Genomic DNA, 15,754 nt, shown 5'->3' on the forward strand with positions numbered 1-15,754 from the left:
CTCAGCGCACGCGGATCTTGGGCGCACCGGCGCCACGGCGCAGGGTGGCCAGAAAGTGCTCAACCGGGGCGGCTGCCGCCACCTGCGGTAGCTGGTCCTTGTCCGGACGATTGGCCCAGAACTCGGTCCAGGACGGGAACAGGTCGTGGAAGGTGCCGGCATAGGGTTCGCGCCCTGGCCAACGCATCTTTTGGGTGCCGATCGGCGGTTTGTTGAGGTCACTGGCGTACCAGTAGCACGGCAAGCGGCGTCGGAAATACCAACGACCCTGCATGCGCTCGTAGTCATCCCAATAGAGCATTTGCATGGTCACCCACTCAGGGCCGGTCTCGTGCTCGTTCTTGGAATACACCACGCCAATTGCATGGTCAGGATCAGTGAACTCGATCAGGTGCTGGCCCAAGTGATGCGAGGTGCCATGGAACTGGTCACGCAGGGTGTCATCGACCCAAGCCTTGAGGTGCGCTCGCCCTGTTTTTTCGCGCCCGACACGAATGTCTTCGGCAAACAGATTGACGTGAGCATCAAGGTCGCGCATGTCCAGCGACAGTGAGTATTTGCCCGCCAACTGACGGATTTCTTCAATCGACTCAAGCCGGTCAAGACGGGCAAGCAAGGCGTTCTGTTCCATAAAGGGGTCCTTATTCCAAAACCGTGTACAGCTCGCTGCTGCGCCCGCCATCGACGGGCAAGCTGGCGCCGGTGATGTACGAGGCTTCATCGCTGGCCAGAAATAGAATGGCGTTGGCCACTTCCACCGGTTGGCCAACGCGTTTGAGCGGGATCAGTTTTTCCGTGTTTGTGCGGGTCTTGTCATCGGTCAACATGCCCGCCGTGGCCGGGGTCTCGACCACGCCCGGAATCACTACGTTGCAGCGAATGTTGTGGCTCGCACCTTCACTGGCCGCAGCCCGGCTGAAGTTGATGACTGCCGCCTTGGCCGCGGAATACCCGGCCATCCACGGCGTGCCGAACAACCCGCAGATAGAGGCGATATTGATGATCGAGCCGCCCTGAGCGCGCATCAGGCCCATGGCCGTGCGCGTGCCCCAGAAGGTGCCGTCCACTGTGGTCGTAAAGTTGGAATGCCAGTCGGCAGTTGAAGTGGTGTCAATCGCTCCCCAGCTGTAGGCCATGGCGTTATTGACCAAAATATCCAGCCGTCCATTGCGCTCTGCCGTCGCATTAATGGCCCCGACATAGGCCGCTTCGTTGCTGACATCAGCCACCGCGCATTCAGCGCGGCCACCGGCATCACGTATCTGCGCGGCGACCGCCTCTAGCGGCTCAATGCGGCGACCGCAGAGCACCACCAGCGCGCCCTCCTCGGCAAATCGCAGCGCTGTCGCCGCGCCGATACCTGAACCGGCGCCACTGATAAAGGCCACTTTTCCTTGTAAACGAGTACCCATGACTGCTTGCTCCCGTATCGAATGCCCAACGATTAGATAAATGCCATGCCGCCATTGACCGCGAGGTTTTGCCCGGTGATAAACGCCGCGTCATCACTGGCCAAAAAGGCGGCCACGCGTGCGATTTCATCGGTCTCAGCCATGCGACCTAGCGGGATAGCCTTGAGCATGCTTTGCATCCAGTCATCGGGGATGTCTGCCATCATCGGGGTGTTGGTCGGGCCGGGAACGATGGTGTTGACGCGAATGCTATTTGCCGCCAATTCGCGAGCCATGCTGCGGGTCAGCCCCATGACGCCAGCCTTGGCTGCGCAGTAGTGGCTTGGGCCTTCGCCGGTCAGGGCCGAAGTGCTGGAGATGTTGATAATCACGCCAGGCGTTGCAGCCTTGAGCATCAGCTTCACGGCTTCGCGGCTGCAATAAAACGGGCCGGTCAGGTTGACCCCGATCACCCGCTGCCAATTGGCATCCGGGGTCTCGGCAAAGGCGTCGATGGAGCCGATGCCTGCGTTGTTGATCAGAATGTCAAAGCGCCCGAAACGTGCTTGCACTGCAGCCATCGCAGTGGCGACCGAGTCACTGTCTGCCACGTTGCAAGTCACGGCCAGTGCTTTGTCGCCCAGGCCTTCAATCGTTTGCCGAGCCGCTTCCAGATTGATGTCTGCTGCCACCACCAACGCGCCTTGTTCGGCAAAGTGACGCACGATAGCGCGTCCCATGCCTTGGCCTGCACCCGTTACAAATGCCACTTTATTCAGCAACTTCATCGTTCTCTCCCGTCTGCCAGATTTCCGCCAGAGCGCAGCACAAGGCGGCTGACGGCGGTATATGGGAGCAATCATTGACCGCAGGAAAAAGCTGAACATCGTCCGATGAGACTAAGCGTTGCTCACCAGGCGGGTCAGGGCCTGTTCGATACAACAGTCACCGAAGGGTTGATCAAGGAAGGGCCTGGGTGGGCACCTATCGGGCTGCCATACGAGGGGGGTGGCGACAAACCAACGGCTGGTCTAAATGGACGATGCCGCTCTCCCTCAAGCTATGGACTATCACGCTCACTAGAACAAAACCGGGAGAACCCGTCGTGTCCATACCTGTGCGCCCTACCTGGCGAACCCATTACGCATTAGCCGTACTGGTCGCCATCTACGTCTTCAACTACATCGACCGGCTGCTGATGGCGATTCTGATTGAGCCGGTCAAGGCTGAGTTCGGGATTTCCGACACGGGCATAGGCTTGTTGTCGGGGGTGACCTTTGCCGTGTTTTATACGGTGTTTGGCTTCCCGCTGGGGCGCCTCTCCGACCGTATCGGGCGCAAGCCGGTGATTGCCTTGAGTTGCATCGCCTGGAGTGTGATGACCATGTTCTGCGGGCTTGCCGCCAGCTTTACGATGCTGGTGATCGCTCGTATCGGGGTGGCCATCGGCGAAGCGGGTGGCACGGCGCCGTCCATGGCGATGGTCTCTGACCTTTATCCGCCAGAACGCCGCTCCACCGCCTTGTCGGTGCTGATGTTGGGCTCAAGCCTGGGGGCGATTTTCGGCCTCGGGCTCGGCGGCTGGATCGGCCAGCATTACGGCTGGCGGTTCGCGTTTCTGGTCATTGGCGCACCGGGAATCCTCCTTGGCTTGTTGTTGATGTTCACCGTGCGTGTCGCCAGGCCCGCTGCGCTGGTTAAATCCAGTGACGTGGCGCAAGTGCATTGGGCGGTGACCGTGCGTGAACTGTTCCAGACCCCTTCATTTCTATGGCTTGTGCTCACCGGTGGTTCAGCTGCCATCGCCGGTTACGCTATCGGTACCTGGAGCCCGAGCTTTCTCATTCGCTCCCACGGCCTGAGCTTGCAAGATGCAGGTTTGCTGGCAGGTGTGGCAGGCGGGCTCGGTGCCACCTTCGGCACCCTCACCTGCGGCATTTTGTGTGACCGTCTGGCGCGTCGTGACAAAGGCTGGCAAATCGGTGTGCCCTTGCTCGGCACCTTGATCAGCATTCCGTTTGGTCTGGCTTACTTTCTGTGGCCAACCGGCATCGCGTTCAACGCTGGCAGCACCCCCGTGCCCACCGCCTTTTTGTTTTATGTGGGCTTCAGCTTCTTTGGCACCTGGTGGGCGACACCGTGCCTGGGCGCCATTTCGCATCTGTTCCCTGCCACTCGACTGGCACAGGCGACGGCGATTTTTGTGATGGCCATGACCTTGCTCGGCGTAGGTGTGGGCCCGCTGTTGATCGGCATGCTCAGTGATGGTTTCGCCCATCGCCTGGGCACCGAGGGCCTGCGCTATGCCTTGGCCTCCTGCATTTCGCTGCTGGTGCTGGCTTCGATATTCCTGGCCATGGCGCTGCCGCGCTACCGCAATCATCTGAACAACATAACCCCTGCCCCGGCCGCCGTGACGAAAGCGGTTACCGCCTGATTTTTGGAGATTAAGTGATGAGTGAACAAGACCTGCCACTGCCTATCGGCCATTTTGTGACACTGGATAACGGCCTGCGCCTGCACTTTTTGGATGAGGGCAGCGGCCCAGTGGTGCTGTGGCTGCACGGCAGCGGCCCGGGAGCCAGTGGCTACAGCAACTTTAAAGGTAACTACCCGCAATTTGTCGCCGCAGGCTTTCGCAATCTGGTGGTGGATTTACCGGGTTTCGGTCGCTCCGACAAACCTGAAGACGTGCAGTACGACCTCGATTTCTTTGTCAGCGCCATGTCCGGCTTTCTCAAGGCAGTCGGTGTCAAGCGCGCCACCCTGCTCGGTAACTCGCTGGGCGGTGCAATTGCCTTGGGTCTGGCGCTGGCCGAGCCTGAGCGGGTGGATAAGCTGATTTTGATGGCGCCTGGTGGCGTCGAAGAGCGTGAAACCTACTTCAAGATGATCGGCATTCAACGCATGGTTGAGTTGTTCAACGCAGGCCCGCTGGGCATTGAAGAAATGCGTCGGATCATGAGCCTGCAACTGTTCGACATCTCTCAGTTGGAAGACGGCCTGCTGGCCGAGCGCGTAGCCGTGGCCGTGCACCAGCCGCGCAATCTGTTCAGCACCATGATGGTGCCGAACATGACCGAGCGTCTTGAAGAAATCCAGGTGCCGATCCTCGGGTTCTGGGGCACCAACGATAACTTCAACCCAGCCAGCGGCGCGCTCAAGGTACTGGACCACGCGCCCAATGCGCGCTTCATCATGCTCAACCGCTGCGGTCACTGGGTACAGGTTGAGCACCGCGAGTTGTTCAACAAGGCGTGCCTGGAGTTTCTGAAAAGCTGACCTTCGCGTAGGCGCGGGTGCAGGTGTCGATCATTTTTAACCGTTAAAAGATCGCAGCCTGCACCCGCGGCCACACGTATTTCTACCTTCCTAATACCCGCTCGGGCTGAAATAACAATGACAAAATTCCCTCAGTTGCTGGCACCCGGACGCATCGGCTCAATCGCGTTGCGCAATCGGATCATCATGGCGCCCATGGGTTCCAACTTCGCAGAAGCCGATGGGCACTGCGGCGAACGCATCCAGGCCTATTACGAAGCCCGCGCCCGTGGCGGCGCCGGGCTGCTGATCATGGGGGTGTGTTCGGTGGCCTTTCCGGCCGGAACCGCAGAACCCTTTCAGGTCGGTGTGTCCAGTGATGACTTTCTCCCTGGCTTGAGTCGCCTTGCCGAACGCGTCCATCAGCACGGCGCGAAAATCGCCATGCAGTTGCAGCATGCGGGCAAGACCGCTGTACGCGACATGGCCGAAGGTCGGCAACTGTGGGTGCCCTCGGTGCCACCCGCACTGCAAAACGATATGATGGCCGCCCTGACCCCCGAAGAACTGTCCAACTTCATCAGTTCAATGAAACGCCGGGCCGAAGGCTCGCCGATCCGGGTGATGGACAGCGCCGACATTGCGCAAATGATCGACTGGTTCGCCTGCGCGGCTGACCGCGCCAAACGTGCAGGTTTCGATGGCGTGGAGTTGCATGCTGCACACGGCTACATCATTGCCGGGTTCCTGTCAGGGTATTACAACCAGCGCGACGACCAATACGGCGGCTCGCTGGAAAATCGCGCCCGACTGTTGCTGGAAATCATTGCAGCCGTTCGGGCCAAAGTGGGCCGTGAGTTCGGTGTATGGCTGCGCCTGGATGCCGAAGAACTTCATACCCCCGGCGGGATCAATCTGGAAGACGCCAAAACCGTTGCGCGCATGGCCGAAGCGGCCGGCGTGGACGCTGTCAGCGTATCCGCCACGGCGCGTATCACCAGTGGCGTGGTCTTTACCGAAGCACCGTTGGTGCACCAGCCCGATGGTTTTCTGGAGTGGACGGCAGCCCTCAAACGCAGCGTAAACATACCGGTGATTGCGGTTGGGCGCATCGAACCCGAGAGCGGTGAAGCCGCCTTGAAGCGTAGAGACTGCGACTTCATTGCCATGGCGCGCAAGCTGCTGGCCGACCCCGAGTTGCCAAATAAATTGCTCGCCAATCAGGAAAACACCATTCGTCCGTGCATTTACTGCTATGTGTGCGTGAGCCAGATCTTCGTTAACGAGCGGGTCAAGTGTGCGGTCAACCCCATGACCGGGCATGAGTTTGAATACGTCATCAGCCCGGCCGCTGCGCCCAAACACATCGCGGTGATCGGTGCCGGCCCTGCGGGCATGGAAGCCGCTCGCGTTGCCGACTTGCGCGGGCATCGTGTGACCTTGCTGGAGCGCAGCGACCGTTTGGGAGGTACGTTGTTCTTTGCCGGCCTGGCCTACGCCGCAAACGCTCGACTGCTGGAAAACCTGCGTGTGCAAGTGCAGCAGTCAGCCATCGACATCCGCTTGAATACCGAGGCCAGCCCGGCCCTGCTACGGGATCTGGGAGCCGATCAAGTGTTGGTCGCCGTCGGTGCGCAACGTGCGGCTCCGGCGATCCCCGGTGCCGACCAGGACCACGTGTGGAGTGGCGATGAACTGCGGCGCTTGATGACAGGTGACCGTGCTGACGAAATCGCCAAGCGCAAATTGTCTTTTACCCAACGCACTCTGATGAAAGCCGGGAGTCTTGCGGGCGTCACTGACAGCAGTGAAGCCTTGCAAAAGTTGTCACGGGTGTGGATGCCGCTGGGCAAACGCGTGACCATTATCGGTGGCGGTTTGGTGGGGCTGGAGCTGGCCGAGTTTCTGATCGCCCGCGGGCGTCAGGTCTGCGTGCTGGAAAGTGGCACACATTTGGGCCGCGAGCTGGCCATCGTCCGGCGTTGGCGCGTGCTGCATGAAATCCGCGTACACGGTGGCGAGTTGATTACCGGGGCAAGCGTGACAGCCATTGAGGGCAATCGCGTGCGCTATCAACGGGCTGACGGGACTCTGGGCGACAGCCTGGCGGACTCGGTGGTGTTGGCCATTGGCGCACAACCGGACACCACATTGCTGGATGAACTGACGGCGGCAGGCTTGCCAGCCAGCAGCATTGGTGACTGCCACAGCATCGGTTACATCGAAGGTGCAATTAGCGCCGGGCACAAGGCCGGACGCGAAGCCTGATCACAAGCCTCTCTAAACCCAAATGCGCGGCTGTATGATGTGCCGAGCATTTGGCTGCCTGACAGTATGTTGATCGTGCCGGCGGGGGCGTGACTGTGACCCCGCCGGAGCGAGCTTCTGATCTTTTGAACGATCACGAGCGTTTCCTCCTGCAAGGGCCGGTCAAAGCATTTCGTTGATCACGTTGAACACTGTCAGTTTGACTGCACTGTCCAGATCCACCCACGCCAGCCCGGTAGTGGCTCTGTACTCGCCCAACTCCAACGGTTTGGACACCACATTGGCAGGCAATGCCTGGCCTGCGTTGGCCGGTAATAAACCGATGCCCAGCCCGGCTGAAACCAGTGCCAGCATGGTGGTGAATTCTCCCAGTTCCGAGCCGATTTGCAGTTGCACACCGTGGCTGCGCAGCGATTGCATCAATTCGTCATAGAAACCGGGGGCATAGCGTCTGGCGAGGACAAACACCGGCACTTGGGCCAGCGCACTCACGGGCACGCTGTCACACAGCGCCAGCGGATGATCGCTGGGGAGCGCCAGCACAAAGGTCTCCTGCAACACTTCGCGGATCTGGAGGCCGGGGATCACCGCAGGTAAGCGCATAAGGCCAAAGTCGAGCTGACCATTTTTCAAGGCGGTGACCTGATCCGGCCCCGGAATGTCCTTGAGCTCCAACTCAATACGCGCAAAGCGCGCGTGCAGCGTGCGAATCAGTGTGGGCAGCAGCTGTGGCAGCACTGATGAGACAAAGCCCAAGCGCACCCGGCCTATTTCCCCTCGTCCGCAGGCTTTGGCGATATCGGCTGCATGGGCGGCTTGATGCAAGGTGGCACGCGCTTCTGGCAAGAAGACAGCGCCGACTTGCGTGAGCATCACTGAATGCCGATTGCGTTCGAACAGGCGCACGCCCAGCTCTTCTTCAAGCAGCTTGATTTGCATGCTCAAGGCCGGCTGCACAATGGACAGGCGTTGCGCGGCTCGACCGAAGTGCAGCTCTTCGGCCAGGGTCACAAACGATCTTAAGTGTTTGATTTCCAAAATATTGTCCTGCGCAATAAACACATAAAAGGCTGGTAATCAAAGTGCTTGATCACGAGATCATCAATGACGATTGGACGCTGCCGACTGCGTAGGATGAAGTCGCTGAAACCAGCCATCCCTCTGTAGGAGTGAGCCCGCTCGCTGCTACTGGAATGCAGGAAAGCCTAAATAATAAATGGCCGTTTGTGGAGCAAAGCATGTCATTCAATATCAGCAACTTTCAGCTTGATGGCCGACGGGCCTTGATTACCGGTTCAGGTCGAGGCATCGGGCTGGAGTTGGCCCGCGGTTTGGGCGCTGCCGGCGCTACTGTGGTGATCAATGATCGCAATATCGAAAAAGCCCGGGCCGTTGCCGGCCACTTGCGCGATGAGGGGATCAAGGCTGAGTTCGCAGCGTTTGATGTCACCGATCGTGAACAGCTGTTCGCGACAATCAACACCTTTGAGGCTGATACCGGGGCCATTGATATTCTGATCAACAACGCGGGTATTCAACGCCGGGCGCCGTTGGAGGACTTCGACGCCAACGACTGGCACGATCTGATGCGGGTCAATCTGGACGCAGTGTTCCATGTCTCCCAGGCGGTTGCCCGGCACATGATTGGCCGTGGTCGAGGCAAGATCATTAACATCTGCTCGGTCCAAAGCGAGCTGGCACGCCCCACTATCGCGCCGTATGCCGCGTCCAAGGGCGCCGTGAAGATGCTGACCAAGGGCATGTGCGCCGAGTGGGCACGCCATGGGATTCAGGCCAACGGCCTGGCACCGGGTTATTTTGCGACCGAGATGAACCGCGCATTGGTTGATAACCTGGCGTTTTCACAATGGCTGTGCGAGCGCACACCCGCCGGTCGCTGGGGCCGCGTCGAAGAGTTGTGCGGCGCTGCAGTCTTCCTCGCCTCCCCGGCTTCGGATTTCATCAATGGCCAAACACTGTTCGTGGATGGAGGCCTGACCAGCGTTGTTTGAAAAAGCACAAAACAACAATAACCGGGGGATCCAGGGTTGCTGAGTTGAAGGCGCGTCGCCGAGATATTTCATGGCTGAAATACTTAGGATTCGAACATTGGCCCCTTTGCGTGCATTGTTGTTTGCTTAACTCTGTCGGCACGCTCGCACCTGCAGACGCTTTTTTTGATTTTATGGATCGCCAGATATGCGTATTTCATCCCTGACCCTGTTGCTGAGCACCGCTCTGCTCGGCTCATCAGCGTGGGCCCAGATTTATGAAGTTAAAATGCTCACTCGAACGGCTACCGCTGGCATGGTGTTTGAGCCGGACTATCTGCACATTGCCCCGGGCGATACGGTCAAATTCGTGCCAACGCACAGCGGCCACAACGCGGCGTCGTTACCCGAACTGTTGCCAGAAGGCGCCCAAGCCTTTGCAGGCAAGATCGATCAGCCAATCGAACAGACTTTCTCCCTTCCTGGGCTGTACGGTATCCAGTGCACCCCGCACCTGGGGATGGGCATGGTGATGCTGATTCAGGTCGGCGACCCCACCGCCCAGGCTGCGCAGTTACCAACGACCCTGCCCAAGCGCGCACTGGATCGCATGAGCGCCGCCCTGCAAAAACAGCAGGCCGCACAATGACGCCTGTTCGCACGCGCTCGGCAATCCTGATGGCCCTCGCCAGCCCGATGGCCCTCGCCGACTCTGCCCAATCCCAGGCCAAGGGCTTTATCGAAGACAGCACTTGGGCCGTAATCAACCGCACCGTCTACGACCATCGTGAATACCGGCACGGCGCCAGTAACAGCGGTGCGCGTAATGCCTACAAGGCCAAGACCGAACGTAACGGTTATGCCGAGGAATGGGCCTACGGTTTGATGGGATCGTTGCAGTCCGGTTTCACACAGGGGGTGATCGGTGTGGGCGTCGATGCGCACGCCTACCTTGGGATCAAACTGGACAGCGGCGGCGGCCGCGCCGGAAAGGCGCGCTTGCTGGGGCTTGATAACGACGGCTACCCCAAGGACAACTATGGCCGAGGTGGCGCAGCCATCAAGCTGCGGCTGTCCAACACGGTGGTCTCTTATGGCGAGCAGCGGGTCAAGACCCCTGTGTTCAGCTCGTCCGACAGTCGCCTGCTGCCAGAGACCGCTACCGGGGTGTTTGTCACCAGCAACGAGCTCAGTGCTTTGAAAATGGTGGGCGGGCATTTCACCGAAAGCACCGACCGCAACGCCAGCAGCCACGACCAAGGCTTTGTGGTGAACTACTCGAACGGCCCCAAAGGCGATGCCTTCGACCTGGCCGGTGTGGTCTATGCCCCGAACAAGCAACTCAGTGCCAGCCTTTACACCTCACGCTACGAAGACACTTGGAACCAGCAGTATCTGGGCGCCCTGTTCAGCCAGCCGCTCGATGAAAATCGCTCGCTGACGTTCAACTTCAATCTGTACCGCACCACCGATGAAGGCCGGGCGCTGTCCGGCACGATCGACAACACCACCTGGAGCCTGATGAGCACCTACGCTCAAGGTCCACACAGTTTCAGCCTGGGGTATCAGAAGGTGCATGGCGATACGCCGTTTGACTACGTGACCCGTGGCGCCATTTTCATCACCAACGCGGTGCAATTATCTGACTTCAACGCGCCCAACGAGCAATCCTGGCAAGCCCGATACGATCTCGATATGTCGCCATGGAACCTGCCAGGGCTGATGCTCAGTGCCGCTTATGTGCGCGGCAGTCATATCAACGCCCGCCATGTGGATCCGCAAGGAGGTTACGCCTATCTGGGGTATGGCGAAGGCGGTAAACACTGGGAGCGCGATCTGGAGGCGCGCTATGTGGTGCAGAGCGGTGCAGGCAAGGGTACCAGCATGTCACTGCGTTACAACGTACATCGCGCTAATACCGCGCAGGCCGAACTGGACACGGACCAGATCCGCCTGGCGATTGAATACCCGTTGACCGGGCGATTTTAATCAGTGCGCGGCGCCGTGGTCATGCATGTCCATTTGCATGCTATTCAACGCACGGGCCGTGGCGTTGACTTCAATCGACTCTTTGACGCCTTTGGCATCTTTAACGATCAAGGTCAGCGGCACCTGGTCGCCGTCTTTCACCTGGGCCACCAGGTCAATCAGCATGATGTGATAACCCTCGGGTTCGATGTTCACGGTTTTGCCTGCAGGCAACGCCACAAACGGCACCGCTTGCATGCTCATCACGTCGTTTTTCATCGTCGACTCGTGAATTTGCACGGTCTTGGCTACCGCCGACTTGACGTCAACCAGCTTGCTGTCGGTGCTCGACGTGATGTGCATGAAGGCGCCGGTCGTAGGCTGGCCGGCAACGGTGGCGCGAACCCAGGCATCGTCGACTTTGGTTTGCGCAGAAACGGTCAGGCTCAGGCCCAGTAGCGACAGCAACAACAAGCGATTCACAGGTTTCATAACGCGCGCTCTTTTAAAAGAAACATTGATCAGCAGACCGACATCACTGTCAGCAGGTCTTCGGTGCACTGTTTGGCCGACAGCGAAGGCGACAGGCCCAGGCGCAGCACGCCACGGCTGTCAAACACAAAGCTGGTGGCGGTGTGCGACAAGGTGTACGACGATCCGGTCGGGATTTTTTCGTAAAACACCTTGAACTCCTTGGCCGTGGCAGCGGTTTCTTCCAGGGTGCCGGACAGCGCAATAAAGCTTGGGTCGAAGGCTTTGACGTACGCATCCAGCATCGCTGGCTTGTCACGTTCCGGGTCCAGGGTAATAAAGACCACCTGCAGGCTATCACCGTCCGGGCCCATCATCTTCTTGATTTGCGCAGCGCGGGCCAGCGCGGTCGGGCATACGGCCGGACACTGGGTAAAGCCAAAGAAGATCATCGGCATCATGCCGCGAAAGCTGCCGAGCATCATTTCGTTGCCCTGCGCATCCCGAAGCTTGAACTTGCGCCCCAGAATTTCGTTGCTCAGGTCTTTACCGTATTTGTACGACAAGCCACTGCCCGGATCACAACCGGCCAGCAGGCCGAGACTGAGCAAGCCAAGACCGGCAACCACATGGCGGCGAGTCAGTAATGCATTCATGTCAGGTTCCTTTAAGCGGCCCGGCTCTTGTAAGCCAAACCTTTGCCCTGCGCAGTATGCGACAGGTGTGCGCGCTGCTCGACTAATGGACCGACCATTATCCGTTTGCGCACGATTGCTGTGGGGTAAACGCGTTTCATGGGCGCTGAATCTACCACTGTCGCGATCACCTCGCACAGCCACTGCGCCCTGTTGTGGTGCGCCTTTACCCCCGACGCCAGTAAAACCGGGCGACACGGACAGCGTGCGACAAATCGACTCAGGGCGGGCTGCGAAAACCCGCAGCGTCAAGGTCGGCAATCTCAGTTAAAAGTCAATTAAAGTAAGGTTTCATGACGTTTCTCTCTTTGCTGTAAATAGAGAGTCCATCGCATTTGATCTACGGGCGGCGCGGGACTGCGGATCAGGCCTGCACTTTTTTCACATCAGCTTCACCTCGCCTCTACCCACCGCCCTTTACCGTGCCCACCATAAATCATGTCCAGTAAGGGCTCGCAGGTGGAAAGCATGGTGGCTGTTGCCTCTCAAAATACCCCGGACAATCGTCTTGAGCGCTGGGCAATACCCAGCCTGCTCCTGGCGTTTGTACTGTTTTATCTCGTCCCGTTAATGACCCACGGACTGTGGATCCCTGACGAAACCAGTTACGCCCAGATCAGTCAGGAAATGCTCCAGAGCGGCAACTGGGTAACGCCACACTTCATGGGGGTGCGGTATTTCGAAAAGCCGGTTGCAGGCTACTGGATGATTGCCATCGGGCAAGCCGTATTCGGTGACACTCTGTTCGGGGTACGGATAGCGTCGGCATTGAGCACCGGGCTGAGCGTGTGGCTGGCCTGGCTGATCGCCAGCCGACTGTGGAACGATCCGCGCACATCATTTGCCTGCGCCCTGCTCTATATGAGTTTTGGCCTGGTCGCCGGTGAAGCGGGATACGCCAACCTCGATCCGCAATTCACGCTTTGGGTCAACCTGAGCCTGGTCGCCCTGTGGTTCGCCTTTGACGCTAAAAATCGCCGTGCGCGGCTCTCGGCCTGGGTGGTCTTGGGCGCGGCTTGCGGCATGGGTTTTTTGACCAAGGGCTTCCTGGCCTGGCTTCTGCCTGTGTTGATCGGCCTGCCCTATGCCCTGTGGCAACGACGCGTTAAAGACCTGTTGCTTTACGGCCCACTGGCGTTGCTGGTGGCGACGGCCGTGTGCTTACCCTGGGCGCTGGCTATCGAGCATCAAGCACCTGACTTCTGGCAGTTTTTCTTCTGGAACGAACACATTCGCCGTTTTAGCGCGAGTGATGCGCAGCACACCCAGCCCTGGTGGTTTTACCTGCCGTTGCTGCTCGCTGCCAGCCTGCCGTGGGCGGCATTACTGCCCTCGACACTGGTGGATGCCTGGAAGCAAAAAAGCCAACCTGCCATCGGCTATCTGCTGCTGTGGCTATTGTTGCCACTGGGCATGTTCAGCCTGAGCAAGGGCAAGCTGCCAACCTATATCCTGCCGTGCCTGCTGCCTTTGGCCTTGTTGATGGGGCATGCATTGATTGCGTGGGTCAATCAGGGTCGCGGCCGGAACATCCGGATTAACGGGCTGTTGAATACGTTATTGTCCGTCGCAGGACTGGCAGGGTTGGTGTACCTGCAAGTCGCCCGCCCGGTCTACGCCAATACCGAGATGTTTAGCCTGTCTCTGGGCTTTATCGTGCTGATGGTCTGGCTGCTGACAAACGCCTTGCAAGCCATGCGACCGCTGACCTTGTGGGCCGCACCGGCACTGGGCATGGGGGTGCTGGTGGCTTTGCTGCCGGCCGCGATGCCCGCCACGGTGGTTAATAGCAAAATGCCCGATCAGTTTATTGCCGAACATTCCCAGGAACTGAGCCAGACCAGCTCCTTGCTGAGTAATGATCTGGGGGCCGCCTCGGCACTGTCCTGGCGATTGGGTCGCCCTGAAGTAACCCTTTACGACACCGTGGGCGAACTCAAATATGGCCTCGGCTACAGTGATTCAGCTAAGCGTAAGGTGGACGTCGATACTATCAACGGGTGGATGAAAGAAGCTCAGTCGCGCGGTTCTGTTGGCGTGGTGATGCGGGTTAACTCGGCCCAGGAAGTCCACGAAGTCGAGTTGTTACCTCTGGGTGGCAAGCGCTATGAGCGCGCAAACCTGGCTATTTTCATCTTCCCTAAGGCCAAGTCTGAATGATGACGCTCAAACATTGGGTTTCTGCACACCGCTCGCTGCTGATTTTACTGACCGTATCCGCCTTACTGCTGTTGCTGGGTCTGGGTTCACGGGAGCTCTGGGGGCCGGAAACCCGTTGGGCCAACATCGCCCTCCAGATGCTGCAAACCGGGGATTACCTGGACCCATACCTGATGGGGAGCGCCTATTACGACAAGCCCTTGCCGTCCTATTGGCTGATTACCGCGACGGCGGGCGTGCTCGGAGAGTTGAATCATTGGTCTTTGCGCCTGCCTTCGGTCATCGCGGCGTGGCTGAGCGTGTGGCTGATTTACCTGGTCGGCGAGCGGCTGTTCAGCAAAAGCACCGGTCTGATAGCCGGCTGGATGCTCGCCACAACCTTTTACTTCGTGTTTTGGGGGCGTGTGGCCACCGCCGACATACTGACCCTGTGCGGTCTGTTGGCAGCCGTCTGGTGGTATTTTCGGGGGCCGCAAGACACGCGCTTTAGCCGCTATTGCGTGTTCTTCCTGCTGCTGGCCTTGACCTCTTTATGCAAAGGGTTGATCGGCTTTGTGTTGCCGGGGCTGGTGCTGTTGCCCCATGTGCTCAGCGAGCAACGCTGGAAGCGCCATCTGAACGTCAGGTTGGTGTTGGCGCTGGCCATCGCCCTGCTGGTCTATATGATCCCGTTTGTGCTCTCGCACTTGTATGGCGCGCCCACTTACGGTGAAAGCGGATTGGGGCTGGTAGTGCGTGAAAACGTCGTGCGCTTCTTCCAGCCTTTCGACCATATGGGGCCGATCTACACCTACCTGATCTATCTACCGGTTTACACCCTGCCATGGGCGCCGCTGTGGATCATCGGGCTGTGGGTGGCCGTGCGCAACTGGCGGCATATCGAGCCCAATGCTCGCTGGCTGGTCTGGGGGTTGGCGCTGTTGTTTATGTTCTTCACCGCCAGTGGCAGCCGCCGCAGTTACTACGTGCTACCCCTCGTTCCTTTTGCCCAACTAGTGGCGGCCTGGTGGGTGACACGGCGCCTGCAACAGCGCAAAAAAAATATCGGCCCGGTCTGGAAGACGTGCTTCGCCGCGAGCACAGCCTTGCTGCTGTTGGTGCTTGGGGTGTTTTATCCGTGGTCCAACGGCGGCGGTGGCGTGATCCAGTTCGCTCAGGACGTCAAAGTCCAAGCCAGTGAGCAAGCGCCTTGGGATCAATGGCGCATGGTCATGATCGATGCTGATAACAAACTGCCCCTGTATGTTCAGAACCAGAGGCAATCGTTTTATTACGTCAGCCAGGATCAGGACTTCCCGCGTCATGGCAGCAGTGCAGAGTTGATGGCATGGCTGGATAAAACCAGCGGTCAACACTTCAACCCGCAACGCACGCTGATCTTCGCCCAGTACCGTAACGGCGATCCGTTGCCGCTGGGCTACCTGGGCGTGGATCATCGCGTCGTGACCAGCCAGGCCGACAACGGTGACCGCCTGCTGCACAGCCGTCAGGGGGCGAGCGTGGCGTATATTCCCGCCGAGTTGCACTAAACCTGTAGTCGCTGTCGAGG

14 protein-coding genes are annotated in these 15,754 nt (G+C 59.0%); 8 read left to right on the forward strand and 6 right to left on the reverse strand.

Annotation, left to right across the window (positions count from 1 at the left end; all coding sequences use genetic code 11):
- Position 1: 1 nt before the first annotated feature.
- The 3 genes from ACIQYF_RS04520 to ACIQYF_RS04530 are packed head-to-tail and all read right to left on the reverse strand — an operon-like array spanning position 2 to position 2,179.
- The gene (locus ACIQYF_RS04520) at positions 2-631 is read right to left on the reverse strand and encodes a nuclear transport factor 2 family protein (RefSeq protein WP_402857287.1); all 630 of its coding nucleotides are present in this window, start codon (positions 629-631) and stop codon (positions 2-4) included.
- Positions 632-641: 10 nt separating this feature from the next.
- Positions 642-1,412 (reverse strand): SDR family NAD(P)-dependent oxidoreductase, encoded by a 771-nt coding sequence (locus ACIQYF_RS04525; RefSeq protein ID WP_402857289.1) that lies wholly within the window; start codon positions 1,410-1,412, stop codon positions 642-644.
- 32 nt (positions 1,413-1,444) lie between these two features.
- Positions 1,445-2,179, reverse strand: coding sequence for an SDR family NAD(P)-dependent oxidoreductase (locus tag ACIQYF_RS04530; RefSeq protein ID WP_402857291.1), 735 nt, complete (start codon positions 2,177-2,179; stop codon positions 1,445-1,447).
- Positions 2,180-2,496: 317 nt separating this feature from the next.
- Between ACIQYF_RS04530 and ACIQYF_RS04535 the strand changes: the two genes are divergently transcribed.
- The 3 genes from ACIQYF_RS04535 to ACIQYF_RS04545 all read left to right on the forward strand — a co-directional run bounded on the left by ACIQYF_RS04535 (position 2,497) and on the right by ACIQYF_RS04545 (position 6,920).
- Complete coding sequence (locus ACIQYF_RS04535; protein WP_402857293.1) at positions 2,497-3,828, forward strand: spinster family MFS transporter; 1,332 nt, start codon at positions 2,497-2,499, stop codon at positions 3,826-3,828.
- Positions 3,829-3,845: 17 nt separating this feature from the next.
- The gene (locus ACIQYF_RS04540) at positions 3,846-4,673 is read left to right on the forward strand and encodes an alpha/beta fold hydrolase (protein ID WP_402857295.1); all 828 of its coding nucleotides are present in this window, start codon (positions 3,846-3,848) and stop codon (positions 4,671-4,673) included.
- A gap of 117 nt (positions 4,674-4,790) precedes the next feature.
- The gene (locus tag ACIQYF_RS04545; protein WP_402857297.1) at positions 4,791-6,920 is read left to right on the forward strand and encodes an FAD-dependent oxidoreductase; all 2,130 of its coding nucleotides are present in this window, start codon (positions 4,791-4,793) and stop codon (positions 6,918-6,920) included.
- 162 nt (positions 6,921-7,082) lie between these two features.
- On the opposite strand, the gene ACIQYF_RS04550 is transcribed toward ACIQYF_RS04545, so the two are convergent.
- Positions 7,083-7,958, reverse strand: coding sequence for a LysR family transcriptional regulator (locus ACIQYF_RS04550; RefSeq protein WP_402857299.1), 876 nt, complete (start codon positions 7,956-7,958; stop codon positions 7,083-7,085).
- A gap of 200 nt (positions 7,959-8,158) precedes the next feature.
- Here ACIQYF_RS04550 and ACIQYF_RS04555 point away from each other — a divergent pair, with 200 nt between their 5' ends.
- From ACIQYF_RS04555 to ACIQYF_RS04565, 3 genes are all read left to right on the forward strand, one after another.
- Positions 8,159-8,932: an SDR family NAD(P)-dependent oxidoreductase gene (locus tag ACIQYF_RS04555; RefSeq protein WP_402857301.1), complete on the forward strand. Its 774-nt coding sequence runs from the start codon at positions 8,159-8,161 to the stop codon at positions 8,930-8,932.
- Between the two features lie 187 nt (positions 8,933-9,119).
- Positions 9,120-9,560, forward strand: coding sequence for a pseudoazurin (locus ACIQYF_RS04560; RefSeq protein ID WP_402857303.1), 441 nt, complete (start codon positions 9,120-9,122; stop codon positions 9,558-9,560).
- Positions 9,557-10,900, forward strand: a complete 1,344-nt coding sequence (locus tag ACIQYF_RS04565; protein ID WP_402857306.1) for an OprD family porin — start codon at positions 9,557-9,559, stop codon at positions 10,898-10,900. Before ACIQYF_RS04560 ends, ACIQYF_RS04565 begins: the two co-directional genes overlap by 4 nt.
- On the opposite strand, the gene ACIQYF_RS04570 is transcribed toward ACIQYF_RS04565, so the two are convergent.
- A complete protein-coding gene (locus tag ACIQYF_RS04570) occupies positions 10,901-11,371 on the reverse strand; it encodes a copper chaperone PCu(A)C (protein ID WP_402857308.1) in 471 nt (156 codons plus the stop codon). It abuts the gene before it with no gap.
- Between the two features lie 29 nt (positions 11,372-11,400).
- Positions 11,401-12,006 carry an SCO family protein gene (locus tag ACIQYF_RS04575; protein ID WP_402857310.1) on the reverse strand — a complete coding sequence of 202 codons (606 nt, stop codon included), beginning with the start codon at positions 12,004-12,006 and terminating at the stop codon, positions 11,401-11,403.
- Between the two features lie 507 nt (positions 12,007-12,513).
- Between ACIQYF_RS04575 and arnT the strand changes: the two genes are divergently transcribed.
- A complete protein-coding gene (gene arnT, locus ACIQYF_RS04580; RefSeq protein ID WP_402857312.1) occupies positions 12,514-14,205 on the forward strand; it encodes a lipid IV(A) 4-amino-4-deoxy-L-arabinosyltransferase in 1,692 nt (563 codons plus the stop codon).
- Entirely contained in the window at positions 14,202-15,734 is a 1,533-nt protein-coding gene (locus tag ACIQYF_RS04585; RefSeq protein ID WP_402857314.1) for an ArnT family glycosyltransferase, read from the forward strand. Before arnT ends, ACIQYF_RS04585 begins: the two co-directional genes overlap by 4 nt.
- The last annotated feature ends 20 nt before the right edge of the window (positions 15,735-15,754 follow it).

This window comes from Pseudomonas sp. NPDC096917, from assembly GCF_044762555.1.
Classification (GTDB): Bacteria; Pseudomonadota; Gammaproteobacteria; order Pseudomonadales; family Pseudomonadaceae; genus Aquipseudomonas.